Here is a 23,501-nt window from a genome sequence, read left to right as displayed (position 1 = left end):
GGTCGAAAGGGGGGCGGATGGCAACTGATCATGAGGTTCGGATCGCGCTGGTTCTGAACGGCGGCGTCAGCTTGGCGGTCTGGATGGGTGGGGTCACCCACGAGCTGGACCTCATCCGGCGGGCCTCCGGTTCGTCCGCGGCGCCGGGCTCCCAGCCGTACGACGAGATTCTTGCGGACCGGTGGCGGGAACTGTGCCACCGGGGCGAGGAGCGGCGGCGCGTGGTCGTCGACGTGATTGCGGGGACGAGCGCCGGCGGGCTCAACGGGTCGTTGCTCGCGACAGCGATCGCGAACGGCTCGACCCTCGACCCGGACGGCAGCAGCGGGCCCTGGCTGCGGCAGAAGTGGATCGGGCTCGGGTCGCTCGACGTCGGCAAGCTCGTCCCGGCCGCCACCGTGAAGTCGACGTCGGTGCTCGACGGCAACTACTTCCTCCGCCAGCTCGAGGAGCTCCTCAAGGACGTCGCCGAGGCGGGTGAGAGCAAGGCCGAGGAGCCGGTGACGCTGTTCGTGACGGCGTCCGGGCTCGGCCTGCAGCAGTTCCAAGCGAAGGACGCCGCCGGGCAGGCCTTCGTCGTGCCCGACCACCGCTACCTGTACGGCTTCACCAGCGAGCACGCGGCGCTGTACGACGGCCCGCAGCGGAAGTTCTCCTTCGAGGACAACAACGGGCTGAAGGACACCGAGCTGCTGGCCCGGGCGGCCCGCGCGTCCGCGTCGTTCCCGATCGCCTTCGGGCCGGTGCTGGAGACGCCCGAGCTCGCCGCGAGCCCGCCACGGATGCAGCCCCCGCGCAAGGACGGCTCCTGGCTGGTCGACGGCGGCGTGCTCGACAACGCACCGTTCGGCCCGGTCCTCGACGTGGTCGCCCGTCGGCCGGTGACCGGCAAGGCCACTCGCTACGTGCTGTACGTCGTACCGTCGGCCGGCATCGGCAAGGCGGCGACCGCGTTGAACGACGCGCAGGAGCCGAGCTGGCGGGTGCCCGCGCTGTCGGCGGTGCAGTTCCCGCGCGAGGTCGACTTCCGGTCCGACGTCGAGCAGCTGGAGCGGTTGCTGCTCGAGGCGGATGCGTCCTGGTCGGACTCCCAGCGGCTCTTCGATCGTTGCCTGACGCAACCAGATGAGCGAGCCCGGCTGAAGGCGGCGGCCGCCGCGCTGCAACCGGCGTACTCGCGGGGTCGCGCCGCCGGGGGAGTCTGGGAAGCGGTGACGATCGCCGACCACGACCAGTCGACCGTGCTGGACGCCGCGACCGCGCTGTCGGAGGCCGAAATCGACGAGGTGCTCGCCACCGACCACCCCTGGGTGCCGAACCCCGACGGCTCGACCGCGGTATTCCGCGACGACGCCGAGGGCAACCCGAGCTGGCTGTGGGGGACCGGCGCGGCCGAGCGCGTCGTACGGCTCGTTCTCCGTTCGCTGCGCACGCGGATCCGGGAGGCGACGACCGATCGGGCGAAGCTGGAGAAGCAGCTCACCGCGGCCAGCGACTGCCTGCTCAAGGTCCAAGCGGTGCGCGACGCGCTGAACGACGTACTGAAGGCCGCCGGTCTCGACCTGCGACCGGCCGGCGGCGCGGAGGCCGTCGCGATCGCGTTGAACGACATCTTCGAGCAGTTGCAGATCCAGCGCGCGCTCGGCGACGTGTTCACCGACCTGATCGCGGTCATCGGCTCGGAGCTCGTCGACATCGCGCTCGAGGTCGAGGTGGTCTCCCGGTGTACGTCGGCCCGGACGCCGGAGCAGCGCAGCGCGCCGTTCCAGTTCCTCCGGCTCGGCCCGGACATCCCGATGACGCTGCTCGACGAGCTGCCCGAAGGCTCGATCGCCAACCAGCTCGGGGACCGGATCCTGTACGGCAGCCAGGTCGGGCACTTCGGCGCCTTCGGTGCCGCCGACTGGCGGCGCTGGGACTGGCTGATGGGCCGGCTGCACTGTGTCGCGCACCTCGGCGCGATGCTCGGCGCGGACGCGGACTGGATCCGCGAGACCCAGCGCCAGGTGCTGCAGGCCGAGGACTGGAAGATCGGCGCGGTCGCCGAGCGGATCAAGCGACTCGCGAACGACTTCCCGGCGAACCCGGGCATCGGCGCGCTGGTGACGATGCGGAACGAGCTGAACGAGTCGCCGGAGGGCCGGGCGATCACCAAGGGCCTGGCCGACCGGATGGTCGCGGTCTCCGGCGGGGTCGGGCCGCAGATCGGCAACTGGGTCAAGGCGACCGTGGGCCGCAAGGACCAGCCGGGCTCGTGGCTGCTCCGGACCGGGCGCTGGTACACCGAACCGAGCCGGCAGACCTTGTGGGAGCGGATGGTCGTCGGCGCCAAGCTGAGCCCCGCGCACAAGCCGCTGATCTTCGAGCCGTGGTTGCCGGTGGCAACGGCTGCGCTCGGCGTGGTCCTGGTGGTCGTCGCCGGCGTGGTCGGCGTCGGTGCGATCCGGGTGATCGCCGCCTTCCTCGCCGGTGCGGTGCTTGCGGTCTCCGCGGCGCTCGGCGTGGTCACGTGGTACGTCCGGCGGTCCCGGCGCCGGATCCAGGCCTGGCTGAAGCAGCGGCTGCCGGAGATCAGTCCAGCGTCACGAAATCGATGAGTTCCTCGACCCGGCCGAGCAGCGCCGGGTCGAGGTCCGCGAAGCTGTTCACCTTGGACAGGATGTGCTTCCAGGCCGCGGCCACGTCGGCCTGGTCGGTGGCCGGCCAGCCGAACGCCTGCAGCACGCCCTTCTTCCAGTCCTGCCCGTGCGGGATCTTCGGCCACGCCTTGATGCCGACCGACGACGGCTTGACCGCTTCCCAGATGTCGATGAACGGGTGCCCGACCACGAGCACGTACCGGTTGCTCACCTGCGCGGCGATCTTCGACTCCTTCGAGCCGTCCACCAAGTGGTCGACGAGTACGCCGAGCCGCCGGCCGGGACCGGGCTGGAACCGGTTGACGATCTCGACCAGGTCATCGACGCCTTCGAGGTACTCGACCACGACGCCCTCGATCCGCAGGTCGTCACCCCACACCCGCTCGACCAGCTCGGCGTCGTGCCGGCCCTCGACATAGATCCGGCTGGCCCGGGCGACCTTGGCGCGGACGTTGTCGACGGCCACCGAGCCGGACGCGGTCCGAGTCTTCTTCGCCGGACCGGCCTTCTTCGGTGGCTTCAGGCTGACCGGTTTGCCGTCGATCCAGAAGCCCGGCCCGAGCGGGTAGGTACGGATCCTGCCGTGCCGGTCCTCGAGGTCGACCACACCGTGCTCCCAGCGGACGACGGCGCCGACGAACCCGGAGCTGGGCTCCTCGACGACCATCCCCTTCTCGAGCTCGACCTCGACGGTCCGCCCGTTCTTGGGCCTGCGCCAGTCGCCGGCGAGGACATCATTCCCATACCTGTCAGCCACCCGCTCACTCTAATAACTGGGAGCGGCGTGCGACGCGGTCGACTGGCGGCTCGGCGCGGTCAGCGTCAGAACGTAGTACGCCACGAAGCCCGCGACCAGGCCGACCGCCCACGAGTAGTCGTAGAGCGGCTTGAGGAACGGGATCAGGCCGTCCCGCGGGAACGGTCCGGCGCCCGGGTTCGAGTACGCGCCGCCGACGGCGAGGACCGAGCCGATCAGGGTCGCGACGACCGCGCGCCAGTTCCAGCCGGCGGCGTACCAGTAGCGGCCGTTCGGCTGGTAGAGGTCGGCGAGGAAGAGGTTGGTGCGGTCGATCAGCCAGTATCCCGCGATCAGCACGCCGGCCACCGAGGCGAGCAGGCCGCCGTAGAAGGACAGCCAGACGAAGATGTAGATCGACGGGTCCGAGATCAGCCGCCAGGGCTGGATCACGATGCCGATCACACCGGTGACCAGACCGGCGGTGCGGAAGTTCAGCCAGCGCGGCAGCGCGTTCGCGAAGTCGTACGACGGACTCACCACGTTGGCCGCGACGTTGCAGGACATCGTCGCCAGGATCGCCATGATCAGGCCGATCGTCACGATCACCGGGTTCTCGAACCGGCGGGTCAGCTCGACCGGGTCCCAGATCGCCGAGCCGTAGAGCAGCACGGTGCCCGAGGTGGTGATGATCGAGACCAGCGCGATGAACGACATCGTCGTCGGCAGGCCGATGATCTGCCCCCAGACCTGCTCCCGCTGGCCCTTCCCGAACCGGGTGAAGTCCGGCATGTTCAGCGACAGCGTCGCCCAGAACGCGATCATGCCCATCAGCGACGGCGGGAAGATCTTCCAGAAGTCGCTGCCCCAGCCGAGCTTCGACGGCTGGTCCAGGATCGGGCCGAGGCCGCCGGCCTTGACCAGGACCGCGATCATCAGCGCCAGGAACGCGATCGTGACCAGCGGCGCGGCCCAGTTCTCGAACCGGCGCAGCGCCTCGATCCCGCGCAGGATCAGCGCCATCTGGACCACCCAGAAGAACCCGAAGCTCAGCCACATCGTCCACGGGTGACCGCCGAGCGCCGACGCGTTCGTCCAGCCCTTGCCGAACAGCTCACCGACGATCACGTAGATCGCCTGGCCGCCGATCCAGGTCTGGATCCCGAACCAGCCGCAGGCGATGAATGCCCGCAGCAACGCCGGCAGGTTGGCGCCGCGGACGCCGTAGAACGCCCGCGCGAACACCGGGAACGGGATGCCGTACTTCGTGCCGGCGTGGCTGTTCAGCAGCAGCGGCACGAGGACGATCAGGTTCCCGAGCGTGATGGTAAGGAAGGCCTGCAGCCAGTTCATGCCCAGCGCGACCAGACCGGACGCGAGCAGGTAGCTGGGGATGTTGTGCGCCATCCCCATCCACAGCGCGGTGTAGTTGTAGGTCGTCCAGGTGCGGTCCTTCAGCCTGGTCGGCGCCAGCTCCGCGTTCCCGTACCGGCTGTTGGCGACGGCCGCCTGATCAGCCAGCTCGACCCGTCCGTCTGGGTGAACGGTTTGTTCGGTCGTGGTCATCGCACACCACCCCATCCGGTTGTCGGCCTCGCAACAAAGTGCGGCACGACGTGACGTGATGTCAACGGACAACTACGACTTCGGCAACCCTCGTGCGTTTTCAGGCATCAGCCGGGGCCGAGCAGGGGAAGCGTCGGTTTCCGCGGCGCGCCGAGCGCCTGGTAGCCGCGTTTGATCGCGTCCTGCAGCTTGTCGACCGGCCACGGCCAGTCCTCGGTGTGCGCGAGGGCGTCCTCGAGCGAGGTGCCGGCGTGGTGCAGCGTCGAGATCGTGTTCGCCACGTCGCCCAGCTCGCCGGCCTGCTCGCGGGCGAAGTCGGCGTCGACCACGGCACCGTGGCCGGGCACGAGCTTCGCCGTACCGGACATCATGCCGATCGCCTGGTTGAGCGTGTCCGGCCACTCGAGCGGGAACGAGTCCTCGCCGTACGACGGCGGTGCCGTCTCCTCGATCAGGTCGCCGAGGAAGAACACGTCGACATCGGGTACGACGACGATCGCGTCGCCGGACGTGTGGCCGTTGCCGACGTACAGCAGCTCGACCCGGCGGTCGCCGAGGTCGATCACCTTCGCGACCGAGAACGTCGTACCGGCCAGGTTCTCCTCGGCGGCCGCGTTCTCGTGCAGGTAGACGGTGGCGTCGGTGAAGACGCTGTTGCCGACCACGTGGTCGAAGTGGGCGTGCGTGTTGACCACCCAGTTGACGGGCTTGTCCGTCAGCTCGCGGACGTGCTCGCGGAGCTCCTCGGCCTGCTCCGTGGTGGCTCGGGTGTCGATGAGCAGCGCGCCGTCCGCGCCGACGACGAGGCCGATGTTGAGGTCCCACTCGTCGTACCGGCGGACCCAGGTGCGGTCGCCGAGCTCGGCCCATGCGCTCATGCGGTCGAGGTTACTTGCTGAACTACTTGCTGATGACGTCGCCCTTGAGCACCTGGTCCCGGGAGACGCCGCGGAGCAGCAGACCGACGTTGTCGCCGGCCTTGGCGGTCTTCACGACCTTGCGGAACATCTCCACCCCGGTCACATCGACCTGCAGCAGCGGCTGCCCGGCGCGACTGATCAGCACCTGCTCGCCGACCGTCACGGCGCCGGACAGCACCCGGCCGGTGACGACCGTGCCGCGGCCCGTGATCGAGAACACATCCTCGACCGTCAGCCCGAACGACCCCACCGCCAACGTGTCCTGCGGCCGCAGCGTGTCGTGTGGGCGGAGGTCGGAGGCCTGGGGGGTCACAGCCGCGCGCTTCCAGAACTTCCAGCTCATCCCTCGACACTACGACCAGACCTGCCGTAATGGTTGGCAACCGATCTCCGCGGCGCTTAAGGTCGCAACAGTTCCGATGTTCGTTCCGAAACTTTCGAAGGGTGGTCTGTGTGACGACACGACGTGCTTTGGTGGTCCGGGGCGGCTGGGAAGGGCACGTGCCGGTCGAGGCGACCGAGCTGTTCATCCCGTTCCTCGAGCAGAACGGCTTCGAGGTGACGGTCTCGGAGAGCACCGAGAGCTACCTCGACCTGGACGGCACCGACCTGGTGCTGCAGTGCGTCACGATGAGCGAGATCGAGGACGCGCACGTGAAGGGCCTGGACGCGGCGATCCGGCGCGGTACCGGATTCGCCGGCTGGCACGGCGGCATCGTCGACTCGTTCCGGAAGAGCGCCGACTACAACTTCATCACCGGCGGGCAGTTCATCTCGCACCCGCACGGCTACACCGACTACCACGTCGACGTCCTGCCTGAGCAAGCCGAGCACCCGATCGTCGCGGGCATCACCGGCTTCGACGTGCACACCGAGCAGTACTACGTGCACTACGACCCGACGAACACCGTGCTGGCCACGACCACCTTCCAGTCGCACCCGGACTTCCCGTGGATCGAGGGCACCGTGATGCCGGCCGTCTGGACCCGCACCTGGGGTGAGGGGCGTGTCTTCGTCTGCACGGTCGGCCACAAGCTGGACGACCTGCAGAACCCCGACGTACGCACGATCGTAGAGCGGGGGCTGCTGTGGGCGAGCAAGTGAGCAGCACGACCAGGGTCGGCATCGTCGGCACCGGTGTCATCTCCGGCACCTACCTGGACCACCTGGCCAAGCTCCCTGGCGTCGACGTGGTCGCCGTAGCCGACCTGGACGTCAGCCGGGCCCAGGCGGTCGCGGACCAGAACCCCGGCATCCGTGCACTCTCTCCGGACGAGCTGTACGCCGCTGACGACGTCGACCTCGTCGTCAACCTCACCATCCCCGCGGCCCACGCCGCTGTGCACCAGGCCGCGATGGCGGCCGGCAAGCACGTGTACGGCGAGAAGCCGCTGGCCATGGACCGCGCCGAGGCGGAGCCGCTGCTCAAGTACGCCGCCGCGAACAACCTGCGGATCGGCTGTGCACCGGACACTGTCCTCGGTACCGGCACGCAGACGGCTCGTGCAGCGATCGACCGCGGTGACATCGGCACGCCGCACGCCGCGACCGCGTTCATGGTGACGCCCGGTCACGAGCTGTGGCACCCGGCGCCCGAGTTCTACTACCAGCCCGGTGGCGGGCCGGTCCTCGACATGGGCCCGTACTACGTGACCAGCCTGGTCACGTTGCTCGGACCGGTCGTCCGGGTCACCGCCCGCGCCGGCCGCGCGAAGCAGCAGCGGCAGATCCACACCGGTCCGCGGGCCGGGACCGTGTTCGACGTGGAGGTGCCGACGCACGTTACCGGCGTACTGGAGCACGAGTCCGGTGCGCTGACCACTGTGCTGATGTCCTTCGACGTGTGGGCCGGGCGCCTGCCGCGGATCGAGGTGCACGGCACAGACGGCAGCCTGTCCGTACCGGACCCGAACGGCTTCGACGGGACCGTCGAGCTCGTCACCGCGGCGCAGCGCGAGTGGACCGAGGTGCCGGTGGCCGGTGGGTACGCCGGAGCCGGTCGTGGCGTCGGTGTCGCGGACATGGCCCGGGCGCTGCGCACCGGCGAACCGCACCGCGCGAACGGCGAGCTGGCGTACCACGTGCTCGACGTACTGGAGTCGTTCGTGGACTCCGCCGTACAGGATCAGCCGCTGGATGTGGCCAGCACCGTGGCGCGTCCCGCGGCCGTTCCGTTGGGAGCGTCGCCCGAGACCGCCTAGACTGGCACTCTGAACGAGTGAGTGCCAGAGGTCTGAGAGGGTGGTGCGCGTGCTGGACGAACGCAAGCTGGATGTTCTCCGCGCCATCGTCGAGGACTACGTGGCGACCCATGAGCCGGTCGGCTCGAAGACCCTGGTCGACCGGCACAGCCTCGGGGTCTCCCCGGCGACCGTGCGTAACGACATGGCCGCGCTGGAGGAGGAGGGGTACATCACCCAGCCGCACACCAGCGCGGGCCGGATTCCGACCGACGCCGGGTACCGGCTGTTCGTGGACAAGCTGAGCACGGTCAAGACGCTGTCCACGGCGGAGAAGAAGGCGATCACCTCGTTCCTGGCCGGCGCGGTCGACCTGGACGACGTGGTCCGCCGGACCGTCCGGCTGCTGGCCCAGATCACCCGCCAGGTCGCGATCGTGCAGTACCCGTCGCTCAGCCGCTCGAGCGTGCGGCACATCGAGATCGTGACGATGAGTCCACGCCGGCTGCTGCTGGTGCTGATCACCAGCACCGGCCGGGTCGAGCAGCGGATCGTCGAACACCCCAACGATGTCGACGAGCAGCTCATCTCCGACCTGCGGTCGCGGCTGAACACCGTGCTCGCCGGGCAGCGGCTGACCGAGGCGACCACGTCCCTGGGCGCGGTCACCGAGCTCTTCCCACCGACCGACCGGGCCCTGGTCGCCGCCATCGTCACGACGCTGCTGGAGGCGTTCACCGACGAGGTGGGTGAGCAGCGGATCGCGGTCGGCGGCGCGGCCAACCTCACGCGGTACGGCGACGACTTCGAGCGGAACGTGAAGCCGGTGCTCGAGGCGCTGGAGGAGCACGTGATCCTGCTGAAGCTGCTCGGTGAGGCGACCAACCCGCAGACCCTCACGGTCCGCATCGGGCACGAGAACCCGTTCGAGGAGCTGGCCACCACCTCGGTGGTCGCGACCGCGTACGGGTCGAAGTCGGAGGCGCTGGCCACGCTCGGCATCGTCGGCCCGACCCATATGGACTATCCCAGCACGATGGGCGCTGTCCGCGCCGTCGCGCGCTACGTCAGCCAGATCCTGGCCGACTCATGACGAACGCACCTACCGTCCTCCCAACCCCCTGGTCTGGAGTATGAGCACCGATTACTACGCCGTCCTGGGCGTCAGCCGTGACGCCTCAGCGGACGAGATCAAGAAGGCGTACCGCAAACTGGCGCGCCAGTACCACCCGGACGTGAACGACTCCGAGGACGCGCACCAGAAGTTCCAGGAGATCGGGCGCGCCTTCCAGGTGCTCAGCGACCCGCAGAAGCGGCAGATGCACGACCTGGGCGGCGACCCGTTCGCGACCGCCGGCGCCGGTGGGCCGGGTGCCGCGGGCTTCGGCCAGGCGTTCACGTTCACCGACATCATGGACGCGTTCTTCGGCCAGACCGGCGGGGCGACGCGTGGACCGCGGCCGCGGACGCGGCGTGGTCAGGACGCGCTGATCCCGTTGCGGATCGACCTGGCCGAGGCTGCCTTCGGGACGACGCGGGAGCTCAAGGTAGACACCGCCGTACTCTGCCCGACCTGTAGCGGGTCCGGCGCAGCGGCCGGGTCCGAGCCGGTCACCTGCGAGATCTGCCACGGGCGTGGCGAGGTGACGCACACGCAGCGGTCGTTCCTCGGCGAGGTGCGGACGATGCGCCCGTGCCCGAACTGCCGCGGCTACGGCACCACCATCCCGAACCCGTGCGTCGAGTGCGCCGGCGACGGGCGCGTGCGTTCGCGCCGTACGGTCACCGTGAAGATCCCGGGCGGGGTCGACAGCGGGACCCGGGTGCAGCTGTCCGGACAGGGCGAGGTCGGCCCCGGTGGTGGGCCCGCCGGCGACCTGTACGTCGAGATCGACGTCGAGCCGCACGACATCTTCACCCGGAACGGCGACGACCTGCACTGCACGGTGACGCTGCCGATGACGGCGGCCGCGCTCGGTACGACGATCGACCTGCCGACCCTCGAGGGCGAGACGACACCGCTGGAGATCCGCCCCGGCACGCAGTCCGGGACGGCGATGACGCTCACTGCACGCGGCGTACCCCGGCTGCGCCACGCAGGCCGCGGTGACCTCATCGTCCAGGTCATCGTCGAGACCCCGACGAAGCTGGACGACTCCCAGGCCGACCTCCTCCGCCAGCTCGCCGTGGCCCGCGACGAGGAACGCCCCACCGGCCACGTCCAAGCAACCCACAAAGGCGTCTTCGGCCGCCTCCGAGACGCCTTCGGCGCCCACTAGATGGGGCTGGCGGTCTTCCATCTGGAGGACCTGTCCGGCGACGAGCTGACCCTCGACGGGCCTGAGGGTCGGCACGCCGCCGTCGTACGCCGCATCGGGCCGGGCGAACGCGTCCGGTTGACCGATGGGCGTGGGGCGTGGGCTGAGGGAGTTGTGACTGCGGCTTCCAAGGGTGGGGTGTTGGTTGGGGTTGATGGGCGGGGGAGTGTGCCGGCGGCTGCTCCTCGGGTGGTGGTTGTGCAGGCGGTGCCGAAGGGGGAGCGGGCTGAGCTTGCGGTGGAGATGTTGACCGAGGTCGGCGCGGACGTGATCGTGCCGTGGAACGCGGAGCGGAGCCAGTTCAAGGCGAACGCCGAGCGGGTGGAGAAGCTGCTCGGGAAGTGGCGGTCGTGGGCTTTCGAGTCCAGCAAACAGTCCCGCCGCACGTGGTTCGCCGAAGTAGCACCCCTGGCCTCCACGGCAGATGTCGCCGAGTTGCTGGCCAAGGCTGCGCTGCCGGTGGTCCTGCACGAGGAGGCGACGGTCCCGCTGGCTTCTCTCGACGTACCGGCCGACGGCGACATCGTCATCGTGATCGGCCCCGAAGGCGGCATCTCTCCCGCGGAGCTCTCCTCCTTCGGGGTGGAGCCGGTGCGGCTGGGAGACACCGTCCTGCGCACGTCAACGGCTGGGGTGGCGGCCACCGCCGCCCTCCTCGCCCAGTCGCGATGGAGTTAGAAGCGGACTGCGGCCTGGTAGGTGGCTAGCGCGTCCGCGTCGTCGATGCTGCCGTGGTGATGGACCTGCTGCCACCCATCCACATAACTGAAGACCCGCGTGGTGCGGATGTGCAGCGGTTGCTCGCCGAGGGTTGGGTGCTGGTAGGTGCCGGTCTCGCGCCCGGCGAAGACGACCGTGTCCGTCCGCCAGTACGTGGCCGCGTCCCCGAAGGTGACCTGCACGTTGAGCGAACCCGCGAACACCCGCTCGTACAGACCCCGCACAGCCTCCCGCCCGCGCAGGATGCCGCCGATCGGGTTGTTGAGCTGCACCAAGCCGTCATCCGCCCACCCGGCCACCAACGTGTCCAGGTCCTTATGGTTCAGCGCGTAGTAGAACGTCTCCAGCGCGGCCAGCGCCCCAGCACGCCCCGGATCCGCCGCCTCCGCGAGCCGCGCCCGCGCACCGGGCCCGAATCCGTAGTCGACCAGCTCGATCATCGTTTGCTCCCTCGCCTAAGCTGTTAGACAGCAGCCGAACACCACTGTACGACAAGGATCGAACATTATGGAGTCAGCCCGGGCGCGGACGCTCACGCATGTAGAGCCCGCCGAGGTGGCCTTGCAGGTGGCGCTAGATGCGTTGGCGGACCCGGTGCGCCGCTCGATCCTGCGTGACCTCGCCACGCACGAGGACTGGAGCCGCGCCTGCGGCACGTTCGACCTGCCGGTGACGAAGGCGACCCGCAGCCACCACTTCGCCGTACTGCGATCCGCCGGCCTGATCGAGCAGCGCGACGAGGGCGCCCGCCGGCTGAACCGGCTGCGCCGCCCGGAGTTCGACCGCGCCTTCCCCGGCCTGCTCGCGGCCACCATCGACCGCGCGGACTGACGACTCTTACAAACCCCGAACACAGCCGCCAACCTCCCCGAACCCCGGTCCGGGAGAGTCGTTCTCGTCAACGATGAGCGAGAACGAGGAGCAGACACCATGCGCAGGTCCGTACGCGGCGCACTCACAGCAGGCCTGTCGGCGACCGTCCTGCTGACAGGTACGACGATGGCCTCGGCCGACCCCACTCCGACACCGGCTCCGTCGTACAAGCAGGTCACGCTCAGCCCGGAGGAGTCGCAGAAGCTCTGCGCCGACAGGCTGCCCAAGATGATCGCGCGCCGCGACAAGCTGGCCCAGCGGATCAGCGGCGGCGCCGATGTGAAGGGTTCGGTCGCCTGGCTGAGGGCGCGGGCGGCCAAGCAGAAGGAGAAGGGCCACGACAAGGCGGCGGCCGCGCTGGAGAAGCGCGCCGAGCGCCGGTCCGACCGCCTCAAGCAGCTCGGCACGATGAAGACCAAGCTGGAGACGTTCAAGGCGGCCCACTGCCAGGTGGCGAAGTGACCCGCAAGCTGCTTGTGGTGGTGGTCGGTACGGCGGGGTTGGTGCTGGGGCTGTCGTCGTGTGCAGGGCACGACGACAAGCCCGCCCAGCCTGCTCCGGCGGGTCAACAGGTGGGCTCGCCGGAGCAGGAGCTGGATCAGATCGGGTCTACGCTGGACCAGATCGACGGCGAGCTGGCATCGGACGGTTCGCCCTGAGCCGGAGCACCAGGAGCAGAAGATGACGCCAGCCGGTCGTGGGCTGGTGCTGGTGGTCGAGGACGAGGCGGCGATCGCCGAGGTGATCGCGCTGTACCTCCGCCGGGACGGGTTCGGCGTCCAGATCGAGTCCGACGGCGATGCCGGGCTGGCCGCGTGGCGGCGGCTGCACCCGGTCGCGGTGATCCTGGACATCGGGTTGCCCGGCCGCGACGGCGCGGACATCTGCCGGACGATGCGGTCCGCAGGGGACTGGACGCCGGTCCTGTTCGTCACGGCGCGGGACGACGAGGTCGACCGGCTGCTCGGGCTGGAGCTCGGCGCGGACGACTACGTCACCAAGCCGTTCAGCCCGCGGGAGCTGGCCGCGCGGGTCCGGACCGTCCTCCGGCGCGCGGCCGGCCAGTTGCCCGCCGGCGACGTACTCTCCGTCGGCACCGTACGGGTCGACGTGAGCCGCCGGCGGGCCTGGTCGGGTGACACCGAGGTGAGCCTGACATCCACCGAGTTCGACCTGCTGGCCCAGCTCTTCCGCCGCCCCGGCCGCGTCTTCGAACGCGACGAGCTGCTCAGCTCGGTCTGGGGCTACCAGTCCTCGGCCGGCACCCGCACGGTCGACGTCCACATCGCCCAACTACGCGCCAAGCTCGGCCCCTCCACCCCCATCCGCACAGTCCGGGGCGTCGGTTACGCCGCCGACCTCCCATGACCGAGACCGGTGCGCCGGGCGAGCCTCAAGCTGTCGGCTACCCTCCGCCCGACGTCTCGCGTGGTTCGCTGGCGACTCGGATCGTGCTGGCGTGCGTGGCGGTGGCAGGGATCGCGGTGCTGGTGGCTGGGATCGTCATGGCTGGGCTCGCTCGGCGGTCGGCTCAGAACGTCTTACGGGACTCGTTGTCCGCGCAGGCCGATGTGATCGCCAGTCAGGTCGACCGCTCGCGGGCCGCGGGGCTTGGGCGCGTGGCGCAGGTGGTCCGGGGGCAGGGGATCGTCGTGGTGATTCTGTCGCCGCGCCAACGAATCCAGCCGGCCGACCAACGGTCCGTCGAAGCAGCGACCACCGCAGGTCTCAACGACATCGGCCGTACGCAGCGGATCTCGACAACGGCCACCGTCGACGGCACGGAGTACCTGGTCGAGGCACGCGGCATCGGCGACAACTCCGGCTTCGCACTGGTCGAGCCAATCCGCCTGCCGTCAGACACGCAGCGCGTGCTGATCCGCAACATCCTCTTCGCCCTCGGCGCGGGTCTGCTGGTCGCAGCACTCGCCGGCGCACTCCTCGGCCGCTTGCTCGGTCGCCCACTACGTCGTACGGCGGACGTTGCAGCCGCGATGCGCCAGGGCCGCCGAGACCTCCGCGCCCCGGTCGAAGGACCCGCCGAGGTCGCCGAGGTCGCCCAGGCCGTCAACGAACTCTCGATCGCCTTGCAGTACAGCGAAGAGCGGCAACGAGAGTTCCTCCTCTCGGTCTCGCACGAGCTGCGTACGCCGCTGACCGCAGTGAACGGCTTCGCCGAGTCGCTGGCCGACGGCGTCGCCACCGATCCACGGCACGCGGGTCAGGTGATCCAGCAGGAGTCGCAGCGCCTGGAGCGTCTGGTCAGCGACCTGCTCGACCTCGCCCGCATCGGCGCGGACCAGTTCCAGCTGGACCTCACCCGGGTGGACCTTCGCGAGACCCTGACCGCCTGTGCCGAGGTCTGGCGCGTCCGCTGCGAGCAACGCGGAGTCCACTTCCGCCTGGAGCTCCCACCGGTGCCCGCGGTCACCACCACCGACCCCAGACGCATCCGCCAGGTCCTCGACGGCCTGGCCGAGAACGCGCTCCGCGTCACCCCGCCCGGCGCGCACCTGACGATGTCGTTGACCGCCCCAACGATCACGATCCAGGTCCGCGACGGCGGCCCCGGCCTGGCTCCCGAGGACTACGCCGTTGCCTTCCAGCCCGGCGTCCTCAACCAGAAGTACCGAGGCCGCCGCCCGGTAGGCTCCGGCATCGGCCTGGCCCTGGCCCACGGCCTGGTCACCCGCCTGGGCGGCACCCTCACCGCCGGCCCCGCCCCCGAGGGCGGCGCCGCCTTCACGATCGTGCTACCGGACCAGCACGGTCTTGGTGTCGGCATCGGTGATCGATCCGTCGGCCGGTGAGAGCAGGTAGACCGAGACCTCCCACGAGCCCGGCGTGATCGGGACCCGGAAGCTGTACGGCGAGAACTTCTGGCCTTCCGCGGCGTTCGTGAAGCTCTTCTTGGTTTCGCCGGTCTTCAGGTTCGTGACCGCGTAGTTGACCGTCGCCTCGAACGCGTTCGCCGTGCCCTGGACGGTCAGCACCTTGCCGCTGACGACCTCACCCTCGATCGGTGAGGTGATCCAGACCAGCGCCTGCACGTTGTCCGCTTGCGCGCGCCCGAGCGGCGAGCTGGTGTCGATCTGGCCGAACAGCTTCTGACCGGTCCGCCCGGCCTCGGTGATCTGTACCGCCGAGGTGCTGTCCTTCAGCACGCCCTGCACGGTGTAGATCAGCTGCTGCGCGGCAACGTCCGCGAGGTTGGGGTCCAGCGTGTTCTTCGGCAGCTGCTTGAAGTCGACCGTCACCAGTCCGTCGTTCAGCGTCACGCTGTTCACCGCGGCGCCCTGCCAGAGCGAGTAGTAGTCCGAGTCCTCCGGCCGCTTGGTGCTCATGATCCGGACCGCTTCCTCGACCGGGTGCCCGCTGACCTTGGTGAACGTCCGGTAGAGCCGGGGAGTGGTCTTCTTCTTCACACCGGCTTGCGCACCCACCCAGTACACCGGGACGGTCGCGCTGCGGACGGCCTGCTCCGGGCGGCCCTTCACAGTGGGACCTCCGACGGTGGGGCCGCTCGAGGACTTGGCGGTGGAGGGCATCGTCGACGGAGCCGGTGTGGAGGGGACCGGCGAGGGCTTGGGGGTCACGGCCGCGGTGGTGGGGAGGTCGCTGGCGGTCGCGGTGGTGGTGGCCTGGCCGGCGACCTGGTCGCCGTCGGTGGCGGTGTCGTCGTTGCCGGTGAAGACGGTGAAGGCGCCGATGGCCGCGGCGGTGCCGACCGCGGCGACGCCGGCGGTCAAGAGCCAGGGACGCCGGCTCGACGAGCGGCGCTGGGCGTGCGCGCGGGCGCGGATCTCCGGCAGCGCGTCGGACGGCTCGATCCGGTCCGCCTCCTGGTGCAACGCCTGCCGCATCAGGTCGTCGAATGGGTCTTTGGGGGTGTCGTTCATGCGTTCTGCTCCAGGAGCTGGCGTAGCGACTTGGTCGCGCGCGCGGCGTGGCTCTTGACGGAGCCCCGGCTGATGCCCATCGTGTCGGCGATCTCGGCCTCGGAGAGGTCACCGTAGTACCGCAGCACCATCACGGTGCGCTGCTTCTCCGGCAGGGTGCGCATCGCCTCGATCACCCGGTCCGTCTCCTCGGTCCGCAGTACGGCGTGCTCCGCGCTCGGCTCGTCCGGCAGCGTGCGCGGGGTGTGCTTGTCCACCACCACCAGGTGCCGCTGGCGGGAGCGGCAGCGGTTCACCACCGCGGTCCGCAGGTACGCGAGCGCCTTGTGCGGGTCGCGCAGCCGGTGCCAGCGGGCGTGCATCGCGACGAACGCGTCCTGCACGATCTCCTCGGACGCACCGACGTCGCGCAGCAGCAAGGCGCCGAGGCGGACGAGCGAGGTGTAGTGCGCCGTGTAGACAGCCGTCAGCGCCTCGTCGGCATCCCACGAGGACTCATGTGTCACGCACTCTTCGTACACCACGGCCGGTTGTGCCACGACACGATGACGCGAAGGTCTGCTTCCAGGTTGACATCACCTCGGGCCGAACACGCCCGCTCACCGAGCGTGTCCGGGCGTATTACGAGTGAAGCAGTCGGAACGGACGGCTAGCATGGAGGAACTCAGCAGTACCCGACTTTGGAGGAAGAGCCTGTCCAGGCCACGCAGTATCGAACCGGAAGCGCGCGCGAACGGCACCCTTGCCAACGCAGCTACCAGCACGCAGGCATCGCACAAGATCGTCGTGCCGAACAGCATCGACATGGTGGCCCTGCTCGGAGCCCGGGACGAGTTCCTCCGCATCGTCGAGAAGGAGTTCGCCGCCGACATCATGGTCCGCGGCAACGAGGTCACCCTGGTCGGTGAGCCCGCCGAGCTGGCCCTGGCCGAGCGGCTGATCGACGAGCTGATCGCCGTCGTCCGCACCGGGCACGGGCTGACCGCCGACTCGGTCGAGCGCAGCATCGCGATGATCAAGCAGGCGACGGCCGAGAGCCCCGCCGACGTGCTGACCCAGAACATCCTGTCCAGCCGCGGCCGCACCATCCGGCCGAAGACGCTGAACCAGAAGCGGTACGTCGACGCCATCGACAAGAACACGATCGTCTTCGGCATCGGCCCGGCCGGCACCGGCAAGACCTACCTGGCGGTGGCCAAGGCGGTCCAGGCGCTGCAGGCCAAGGAGGTCAACCGGATCATCCTGACCCGGCCGGCCGTCGAGGCCGGCGAGCGGCTCGGCTTCCTGCCCGGCACGCTCTCGGAGAAGATCGACCCGTACCTGCGGCCGCTGTACGACGCGCTGCACGACATGCTCGACCCGGAGTCCATCCCGCGGCTGATGACCGCCGGCACGATCGAGATCGCGCCGCTGGCGTACATGCGCGGCCGGACGCTGAACGACGCCTACATCATCCTGGACGAGGCGCAGAACACCTCGCCGGAGCAGATGAAGATGTTCCTCACCCGGCTCGGCTTCGGCTCGAAGATGGTCGTCACCGGCGACGTCACCCAGGTCGACCTGCCGAACGGGACGAATTCCGGGCTCAAGGTCGTGCAGGAAATTCTCGACGGCGTCCAGGATCTGGCATTCTGCCGGTTGACGTCGCACGATGTCGTCCGGCACAAGCTGGTCGGCCGGATCGTTTCGGCGTACGAGACCTTCGAAGGGCAGCGCTGAGCCGTACAGATGAACGTCGAGGTCAACAACGAGTCCGGCGTGGAGATCGACGCGCACGGACTGATGCGGCTGAGCCGCTTCGTGATGTCGTCCCTGCGGCTGCATCCCGAGTGTGAGCTGTCGATCAAGCTGGTCGACGAGGACACCATGGCGCGGTACCACGTCGAGTTCCTGGACCTGCCGGGTCCGACCGACGTGATGTCGTGGCCGATGGACGAGCTGCGGCCCGGGTCGGCCGACTCCGAGGACGGCGACCTGCCGCTCGGTCACCTCGGTGACATCGCGCTCTGCCCGACGGTCGCGGCCGCGCAGGGCGCGAAGGCTGGGCACGGGACGTGGGCCGAGCTGGAGCTGCTGACCGTGCACGGCATCCTGCACCTGCTCGGCTACGACCACGCCGAACCCGCCGAGAAAGCGGAGATGTGGGACATCCAGGGTCGCCTGCTGGAAGCATGGCGAGCCCCTGGGAACCGCCTAGAGGGTGTCTGAGGCAGGAGTGACGTTCCGGTGACGTACCACGACCTCGTTCTGCTGGTTGTGGCCGCGGTGCTCGTCCTGCTCTCCGGGCTGCTGGCGGGCGTCGAGGCGGCGCTCTCGTCGTACTCGAAGGTCCGGGCCAACGAGCAGGTCGAGCTGGGCAACCTGCGCGCGGTCCGGCTCAGCGACCTGCTCTCCGATGCCCCGCGGTACCTGAACTCGCTGCTGCTGCTCAGGCTGAGCTGCGAGATCACCGCGATCGTGCTCGTCACCCAGGCGCTGTCCGGGGTGTTCGCGGTGACCTGGGAGCACATCCTGATCACCGCGGTGGTGATGGTGCTGGTGTCGTACGTGATCATCGGCGTCGCGCCACGGACGCTCGGCCGGCAGCACTCGGACCGGTTCGCGATCTTGTCGGCCGGCCCGGTGATGGCGCTGACCCGGGTGCTCGGCCCGCTGCCCAAGCTGCTGATCCTGATCGGCAACGCGCTGACCCCGGGCAAGGGGTTCGCCGAGGGCCCGTTCGCGACCGAGGCCGAGCTACGCGCGCTGGTCGACTACGCGGAGAAGTCCGCGGTGATCGAGTCCGGCGAGCGGCAGATGATCCACTCGGTCTTCGAGCTCGGCGACACCATCGTCCGCGAGGTGATGGTGCCGCGCACCGACATGGTCTACATCGAACGGCACAAGAAGCTCCGCCAGCTCACCTCGCTGGCGCTGCGCTCCGGGTACTCGCGGATCCCGGTGATCGGTGAGTCGCTGGACGACATCCTCGGCGTCGTCTACCTCAAGGACGTGATGCGCCGGGTCTACGACAACGCCCAGGCCGAGTCCACCGAGCGGGTCGAGTCGGTGATGCGGCCGTGCATGTACGTGCCGGACTCGAAGCCGGTGGACGAGCTGCTGCGCGAGATGCAGGCGGCCCGGATGCACCTGGCGATCGTCGTCGACGAGTACGGCGGGACCGCGGGGCTGGTGACCATCGAGGACATCCTCGAGGAGATCGTCGGCGAGATCACCGACGAGTACGACGAGGACCCGGACTCGGTCCAGCAGCTGTCCGACGGCGCGTACCGGGTGTCCAGCCGGCTGCCGATCGACGAGCTCGGCGAGCTGTTCGGCGTACCGCTGGACGACGACGACGTCGACACCGTGGGCGGCCTGATGGCCAAGTTGCTGGGCAAGGTGCCGATCCCCGGCGCCGAGGTCGCGATCGAGGGCCTGTCGCTGACCGCGGAGCGGCCGTCCGGCCGCCGCAACCAGGTCGGTACCGTTCTGGTACGACGCGAGCAACCCGCTCCGTCCCCCCAGGACCAGAACCACCAGCACGCCTAACCCACTACCTTCCTACCTTCCTTCCTTTGGAGTTTTGTTGTCAGACCTCTCGGCGGAGGACGCCAAACTCGTGACGCTCGCCCGCGCTGCCCGGGCCCGGACCCGGGCCGCTGAAGGAGCCGCGGTCCGCGACTCCGACGGGCGGACGTACGCCGCCTGCACGGTCGCGCTCGACACCCTCGAGCTGACCGCGCTGCAGCTGGCGGTCGCGATGGCGCTCTCGTCGGGTGTGAAGGGTCTGGAAGCCGCCGCGGTCGTCACCGACGCCGCATCCGTCGACATCGAGGTCGTTCGCCACTTCGCCGGCGCCAACATTCCTGTCGTCCATGCCCATGGCACCGGAGAGGTTCGCAATGTCGTCCACACCTGAGAACTTCAAGGCGGGTTTCGCCTGTTTCGTCGGGCGGCCGAACGCCGGCAAGTCCACCCTCACCAACGCGCTGGTGGGGAAGAAGATCGTGATCACCTCGTCGAAGCCGCAGACCACCCGGCACGCGGTCCGCGGGATCGTGCACCGGCCGGACGCGCAGCTGATCCTGGTGGACACGCCCGGGCTGCACAAGCCGCGGACGCTGCTCGGCGAGCGGCTGAACGACGTGGTCAGGACCACTTGGGCCGAGGTGGACGTGATCGCGGTCTGCCTGCCCGCCAGCGACAAGATCGGCCCCGGTGACCGGTTCCTGGTCGGCGAGGCGGCGAAGGTCGCGAAGACCCCGAAGGTCGCGCTCGCCACCAAGGCCGACCTGGTCGGGCCGGATCGGATGGTCCAGCACCTCGCGGAGATTCAGGAACTGGGCGAGGCGGCCGGCATCGAGTGGGCCGCGATCGTCCCGGTCTCGGCGACCTCCGGCTACCAGGTCGATCTGGTCGCGGACGAGCTGGTGAAGCTGCTGCCCGAGGGCTTCCCGCTCTACCCGGACGGCGACATCACCGACGAGCCCGAGGAGACGCTGGTCGCGGAGCTGATCCGCGAGGCCGCGCTGGAGGGTGTCCGGGACGAGCTGCCGCACTCAATCGCGGTCACCATCGACGAGATGAACCTGCGCGAGGACCGGCCCGAGGACAAGCCGCTGCTGGACATCTACGCGAACATCTTCCTCGAGCGGGAGAGCCAGAAGGGCATCGTGATCGGCCACAAGGGCAGCCGCCTGCGCGAGGTCGGCGCGGCCGCCCGGCGCCAGATCGAGGCCCTGCTGGGGACGCCGGTCTACCTCGACCTGCACGTGAAGATCGCCAAAAACTGGCAGACAGATGCCAAGCATCTGCGCAAACTGGGGTTCTGACCACAGAACCTTTCCGGGGGGACTCGCAGTGCTGACGAACAATCCTGTCTACGCGGCGCTGACCGGCGGGCACGCGCGGTTCGCCGAGGTGCGCGGTGCTGCGCGCCGGTATCCCAACGCGATGGCGCCGTTCCTCGGTCTGCCGGACGAACCGACCGCGCAGGACTGGGACGACGCGGCCGAGCTGGTCGGCTCCGGCAGCACCACGGCGCTGATGCGGCCGGAGGTCGCGCTCCCGGAGCGGTTCAAGCTGGAGCTGCTGATCGACCTGGTCCAGTTCGTCGCGCCCGCCGGCCTTGGCGTGGCAGACGAGGAGGCGGTCGTGCTCGGGGTGGGCGACGTACCGGAGATGCTCGCGCTGGTGGCGCTCACCGATCCGGGGCCGTTCCGGTCGCGGACGATCGAGCTCGGCACGTTCCTCGGCATCCGCCGAGGCGGGGACCTGATCGCGATGGCCGGGACCCGGTACGACCTGCCGGACCACACCGAGATCAGCGGGGTCTGCACGCATCCGTCGTACCAGGGTCAGCGCCTTGGCTCGCGCCTGATCCGGGCCCTCGCGGCGCGCATCGAAGCGGTCGGGAAGACCCCGTTCCTGCACACCGCCGCAGCCAACACCAACGCAATCCGCCTGTACGAACACCTGGGCTTCACGCTGACGAACGAGATGAAGGTCACAGTCGCCGAGGTGGTCTAGCGTGGAACGTTTGCAGCAAGACGCAAAAACCGGACAGGTTGTCCCCCTCGCACGTTATGCTCGCGCCTGGTCTCGAGCCTGTTCGAGATCGCCTCAAGTCCTAGAGGGGGACTCTCAGTATGAAGATGCAGCGCCTCGCGCTTGCTGCGGCCGGTATCGGCATGGTTGCCGCCACCGTCGCCTCCATCCCGGCTTCTGCCGCCGGTCAGGGCGACCCGTCGTCCTACACGAAGACCGCCAAGGCCCGGACCTCCGCCGCGCCGCACACCAAGGCCGCCGCGGCCGCGTGCGACACCTGGGTCGGGTTCAACACCCCGACGCCGGGGATCAACTCGACTGTCGTCACCGCTCCCCGGACGGTGGACGAGCTGGGTGAGTTCGGCTTTGTCGGTATCCGGTCCAGCGCCAGCTGGTACGCCGCGGAGAACGCGTCGGGCTCGCAGCTGTACCTGTACGGCCTGTTCCTGCAGGGCGGCAGCCTGTACCGGCACGTGACCTACCTGACCGACAGCGGCGAGCGGCCGACGTACAAGAAGGTCGGTTCCGGCTGGACCAGCTTCAAGACGATCGCCACGTCGAACTACAGCGTCGCGAAGCCGGCTCACTCGTACCTGTACGGCCTGAACACCAACGGCAACCTGTACCGCTACTCGCAGACCGCCGGTGTGTTCCGGTCGCTCGGCTACTTCCCGGGCTTCAAGAGCTTCAAGGCGATGACCGTCGTCGCGGAGAACGCGTCGTACGACACGCTCCTGATGACCACGAACGCCGGCGCGCTCTGGACCGTCCGGATCCCGACCGCCGCGTCCACCAAGCCGGCCCTCAAGCTGGTGCGGAGCTCGGGCTTCGGTGCGTACGAGTCGCTGATCGCCTACGGCTGCGGCACCCGCGGCGGTTCGCTGGTGACCGGCGTCGACAACGACACCGACTCCGGCACGCAGTACGCGATGAGCAAGTTCACCGGTTCGACGACCGCGATCACGAACTACGGCAAGATCGCGACCGTGTTCCCGGGCACGACCGCGTTCTCGATCACGGACCACTACGCGCAGCTCGTCGGCGAGTGATCTGACGCAGTTCTGAAGCAGTAAGGAACCGGGGCGCCGCGGACTCGCGGCGCCCCGGTTTGTTCTACAGCTAGTTCTACAGCGTCTTCTGGTAGTCGATCGCCCGGGCGACGACCCGGTAGTTGAGCTGCTCGTTGATGCCGATCATGTGGCTGTTGGACTCGGCGTTCCAGGTGTCGATCCGGGCCAGCGCCGGCTCCGCCTCCCGCAGCCACAGCAGCATCGCCGTCTTGACCAGGGCGCCGAGCCGATGACCTCGGTGCGCCCGGGAGACGGCTGTGTCGTTCTGCTCGCCGATGTGCGGCCGCTCGTGCTCCACGGTGACGGTCGTGTGCCCGGCCAGCGCACCGGTCGCCTTCTCCCGCGCGATCACCCGGTAGATGGACCGGTCGCTGCGGAGCTGCGCCTGCTCGTACGCCCGCAGTCGCTCCGGGCTGTAGACGTCGTCCTCCATGTCGAGGTCGTCCTTGGGCGCGTCGTTGATCGATTCGGTCAGCGTGACCATGTCGTCGAGCAGCTCGTCCGGCAGAGTGCCGGTGATCCGCACCAGTTCGTACCCGGTCGCCGCGGCGAGCGAGGCGTCGTACAGGTCCTGGACGACCGAGTAGTCGAGGCCGGTCAGGTCCTGCATCCGGTTCACCTCGACGGACTTGGCCTCGAATCCGTGCCGGCGCGCGAACGCGTCCGCCTTCGGCAGGTCGAGCTCGCCGTACCCGACGATCGCCCGGCCGAGCTCGCGGGTCCGCTGCTCGCTGAACTCGATCAGCGCCGACCCGACGCCCCGGCCGCGATGGTCGGGATGCACCATGAGGTCGATCCAGGTGTGGTTCGTGTTGTCGTACGTCGGGACCTCCAGCCGCAGCAGCCCGGTCGCCGTACCGTCGGCGTCGCGGACCAGGTAGCCCTCGGGCGGATGCATGTCCCAGCCGTACCGGAGCCCGTTCGCGATCCCTCGTGGGGTCTGCGGCACCATCTCCGGGCAGTCCAGCTTCAACGCAGCGGCCTCAACAGCAGCAGCGTCCGCGCACCCGGCTTCGTCGTCGGGTGACAGTCTCGTGATGTCCACCCGTTC

The 23,501-nt window shown here is 69.2% G+C and carries 26 protein-coding genes; 18 read left to right on the top strand and 8 right to left on the bottom strand.

Annotated features, from left to right (window positions below; translation table 11 throughout):
* The first annotated feature begins 17 nt into the window (after positions 1–17).
* Entirely contained in the window at positions 18–2,597 is a 2,580-nt protein-coding gene (locus tag AB0E69_RS38915; RefSeq protein ID WP_360158662.1) for a DUF3376 domain-containing protein, read from the top strand.
* On the opposite strand, the gene AB0E69_RS38910 is transcribed toward AB0E69_RS38915, so the two are convergent.
* From AB0E69_RS38910 to AB0E69_RS38895, 4 genes are all read right to left on the bottom strand, one after another.
* Positions 2,572–3,396 (bottom strand): DUF3097 domain-containing protein, encoded by an 825-nt coding sequence (locus tag AB0E69_RS38910; RefSeq protein ID WP_360158659.1) that lies wholly within the window; start codon positions 3,394–3,396, stop codon positions 2,572–2,574. The two genes, AB0E69_RS38915 and AB0E69_RS38910, sit on opposite strands and share 26 nt — an antisense overlap.
* Before the next feature lie 9 nt (positions 3,397–3,405).
* A complete protein-coding gene (locus AB0E69_RS38905; protein WP_360158656.1) occupies positions 3,406–4,941 on the bottom strand; it encodes an NCS1 family nucleobase:cation symporter-1 in 1,536 nt (511 codons plus the stop codon).
* A gap of 107 nt (positions 4,942–5,048) precedes the next feature.
* A complete protein-coding gene (locus tag AB0E69_RS38900; protein WP_360158653.1) occupies positions 5,049–5,819 on the bottom strand; it encodes an MBL fold metallo-hydrolase in 771 nt (256 codons plus the stop codon).
* A 22-nt stretch (positions 5,820–5,841) separates the two neighbouring features.
* A complete protein-coding gene (locus tag AB0E69_RS38895) occupies positions 5,842–6,204 on the bottom strand; it encodes an EF-Tu/IF-2/RF-3 family GTPase (protein ID WP_360158650.1) in 363 nt (120 codons plus the stop codon).
* 110 nt (positions 6,205–6,314) lie between these two features.
* Here AB0E69_RS38895 and AB0E69_RS38890 point away from each other — a divergent pair, with 110 nt between their 5' ends.
* The 5 genes from AB0E69_RS38890 to AB0E69_RS38870 are packed head-to-tail and all read left to right on the top strand — an operon-like array spanning position 6,315 to position 11,037.
* Positions 6,315–6,965 (top strand): ThuA domain-containing protein, encoded by a 651-nt coding sequence (locus tag AB0E69_RS38890; RefSeq protein WP_360158647.1) that lies wholly within the window; start codon positions 6,315–6,317, stop codon positions 6,963–6,965.
* Positions 6,962–8,062 carry a Gfo/Idh/MocA family oxidoreductase gene (locus AB0E69_RS38885; protein WP_360158644.1) on the top strand — a complete coding sequence of 367 codons (1,101 nt, stop codon included), beginning with the start codon at positions 6,962–6,964 and terminating at the stop codon, positions 8,060–8,062. Before AB0E69_RS38890 ends, AB0E69_RS38885 begins: the two co-directional genes overlap by 4 nt.
* A gap of 49 nt (positions 8,063–8,111) precedes the next feature.
* Positions 8,112–9,134: a heat-inducible transcriptional repressor HrcA gene (hrcA, locus tag AB0E69_RS38880; RefSeq protein ID WP_360158641.1), complete on the top strand. Its 1,023-nt coding sequence runs from the start codon at positions 8,112–8,114 to the stop codon at positions 9,132–9,134.
* 40 nt (positions 9,135–9,174) lie between these two features.
* On the top strand, positions 9,175–10,320 hold the full coding sequence (dnaJ, locus tag AB0E69_RS38875; protein WP_360158638.1) for a molecular chaperone DnaJ: 1,146 nt from the start codon (positions 9,175–9,177) through the stop codon (positions 10,318–10,320).
* Positions 10,321–11,037, top strand: a complete 717-nt coding sequence (locus tag AB0E69_RS38870) for a 16S rRNA (uracil(1498)-N(3))-methyltransferase (RefSeq protein WP_360158635.1) — start codon at positions 10,321–10,323, stop codon at positions 11,035–11,037. It begins immediately after the preceding gene.
* Here AB0E69_RS38870 and AB0E69_RS38865 read toward each other — a convergent pair.
* Positions 11,034–11,519 (bottom strand): nuclear transport factor 2 family protein, encoded by a 486-nt coding sequence (locus tag AB0E69_RS38865; protein WP_360158632.1) that lies wholly within the window; start codon positions 11,517–11,519, stop codon positions 11,034–11,036. The genes AB0E69_RS38870 and AB0E69_RS38865 overlap by 4 nt on opposite strands.
* Before the next feature lie 67 nt (positions 11,520–11,586).
* Here AB0E69_RS38865 and AB0E69_RS38860 point away from each other — a divergent pair, with 67 nt between their 5' ends.
* The 5 genes from AB0E69_RS38860 (at position 11,587) to AB0E69_RS38840 (ending at position 14,762) form a co-directional block, all read left to right on the top strand.
* On the top strand, positions 11,587–11,910 hold the full coding sequence (locus AB0E69_RS38860) for a helix-turn-helix domain-containing protein (protein WP_360158629.1): 324 nt from the start codon (positions 11,587–11,589) through the stop codon (positions 11,908–11,910).
* A 99-nt stretch (positions 11,911–12,009) separates the two neighbouring features.
* Entirely contained in the window at positions 12,010–12,414 is a 405-nt protein-coding gene (locus AB0E69_RS38855; protein WP_360158626.1) for a hypothetical protein, read from the top strand.
* Complete coding sequence (locus tag AB0E69_RS38850) at positions 12,411–12,611, top strand: hypothetical protein (protein WP_360158623.1); 201 nt, start codon at positions 12,411–12,413, stop codon at positions 12,609–12,611. Before AB0E69_RS38855 ends, AB0E69_RS38850 begins: the two co-directional genes overlap by 4 nt.
* Before the next feature lie 22 nt (positions 12,612–12,633).
* The gene (locus AB0E69_RS38845; RefSeq protein WP_360158620.1) at positions 12,634–13,320 is read left to right on the top strand and encodes a response regulator transcription factor; all 687 of its coding nucleotides are present in this window, start codon (positions 12,634–12,636) and stop codon (positions 13,318–13,320) included.
* Positions 13,317–14,762, top strand: coding sequence for a HAMP domain-containing sensor histidine kinase (locus AB0E69_RS38840; protein WP_360158617.1), 1,446 nt, complete (start codon positions 13,317–13,319; stop codon positions 14,760–14,762). The genes AB0E69_RS38845 and AB0E69_RS38840 overlap by 4 nt, the downstream gene beginning before the upstream one ends.
* On the opposite strand, the gene AB0E69_RS38835 is transcribed toward AB0E69_RS38840, so the two are convergent.
* Together AB0E69_RS38835 and AB0E69_RS38830 are read right to left on the bottom strand one after the other, a co-directional pair.
* Positions 14,706–15,851 carry a Gmad2 immunoglobulin-like domain-containing protein gene (locus tag AB0E69_RS38835; protein ID WP_360158614.1) on the bottom strand — a complete coding sequence of 382 codons (1,146 nt, stop codon included), beginning with the start codon at positions 15,849–15,851 and terminating at the stop codon, positions 14,706–14,708. The two genes, AB0E69_RS38840 and AB0E69_RS38835, sit on opposite strands and share 57 nt — an antisense overlap.
* Positions 15,848–16,357 (bottom strand): SigE family RNA polymerase sigma factor, encoded by a 510-nt coding sequence (locus AB0E69_RS38830; RefSeq protein WP_360158611.1) that lies wholly within the window; start codon positions 16,355–16,357, stop codon positions 15,848–15,850. Before AB0E69_RS38830 ends, AB0E69_RS38835 begins: the two co-directional genes overlap by 4 nt.
* 298 nt (positions 16,358–16,655) lie before the next feature.
* On the opposite strand from AB0E69_RS38830, the gene AB0E69_RS38825 reads away from it, so the two are divergent.
* The 7 genes from AB0E69_RS38825 (at position 16,656) to AB0E69_RS38795 (ending at position 22,429) form a co-directional block, all read left to right on the top strand.
* Positions 16,656–17,570, top strand: a complete 915-nt coding sequence (locus AB0E69_RS38825; protein ID WP_360159054.1) for a PhoH family protein — start codon at positions 16,656–16,658, stop codon at positions 17,568–17,570.
* A gap of 9 nt (positions 17,571–17,579) precedes the next feature.
* Positions 17,580–18,059, top strand: a complete 480-nt coding sequence (gene ybeY, locus AB0E69_RS38820; protein WP_360158608.1) for an rRNA maturation RNase YbeY — start codon at positions 17,580–17,582, stop codon at positions 18,057–18,059.
* Between the two features lie 18 nt (positions 18,060–18,077).
* Complete coding sequence (locus AB0E69_RS38815) at positions 18,078–19,382, top strand: hemolysin family protein (RefSeq protein WP_360158605.1); 1,305 nt, start codon at positions 18,078–18,080, stop codon at positions 19,380–19,382.
* Between the two features lie 34 nt (positions 19,383–19,416).
* Positions 19,417–19,752, top strand: coding sequence for a cytidine deaminase (locus AB0E69_RS38810; protein WP_360158602.1), 336 nt, complete (start codon positions 19,417–19,419; stop codon positions 19,750–19,752).
* Positions 19,736–20,665: a GTPase Era gene (gene era, locus AB0E69_RS38805; RefSeq protein ID WP_360158599.1), complete on the top strand. Its 930-nt coding sequence runs from the start codon at positions 19,736–19,738 to the stop codon at positions 20,663–20,665. The genes AB0E69_RS38810 and era overlap by 17 nt, the downstream gene beginning before the upstream one ends.
* A 28-nt stretch (positions 20,666–20,693) precedes the next feature.
* A complete protein-coding gene (locus AB0E69_RS38800) occupies positions 20,694–21,362 on the top strand; it encodes a GNAT family N-acetyltransferase (protein WP_360158596.1) in 669 nt (222 codons plus the stop codon).
* Positions 21,363–21,481: 119 nt separating this feature from the next.
* Complete coding sequence (locus tag AB0E69_RS38795) at positions 21,482–22,429, top strand: hypothetical protein (RefSeq protein ID WP_360158593.1); 948 nt, start codon at positions 21,482–21,484, stop codon at positions 22,427–22,429.
* Positions 22,430–22,505: 76 nt separating this feature from the next.
* Here the strand turns inward: AB0E69_RS38795 and AB0E69_RS38790 are convergent, their stop codons facing one another.
* Positions 22,506–23,495 carry a GNAT family N-acetyltransferase gene (locus AB0E69_RS38790; RefSeq protein WP_360158590.1) on the bottom strand — a complete coding sequence of 330 codons (990 nt, stop codon included), beginning with the start codon at positions 23,493–23,495 and terminating at the stop codon, positions 22,506–22,508.
* Between the last annotated feature and the right edge of the window lie 6 nt (positions 23,496–23,501).

This window comes from Kribbella sp. NPDC026611 (genome assembly GCF_040638345.1).
In the GTDB taxonomy this organism is placed as follows: Bacteria; Actinomycetota; Actinomycetes; order Propionibacteriales; family Kribbellaceae; genus Kribbella.
The sequence above is the reverse complement of the archived record's forward strand: the minus strand, read 5'-3'. Positions and strand labels throughout refer to the sequence as shown.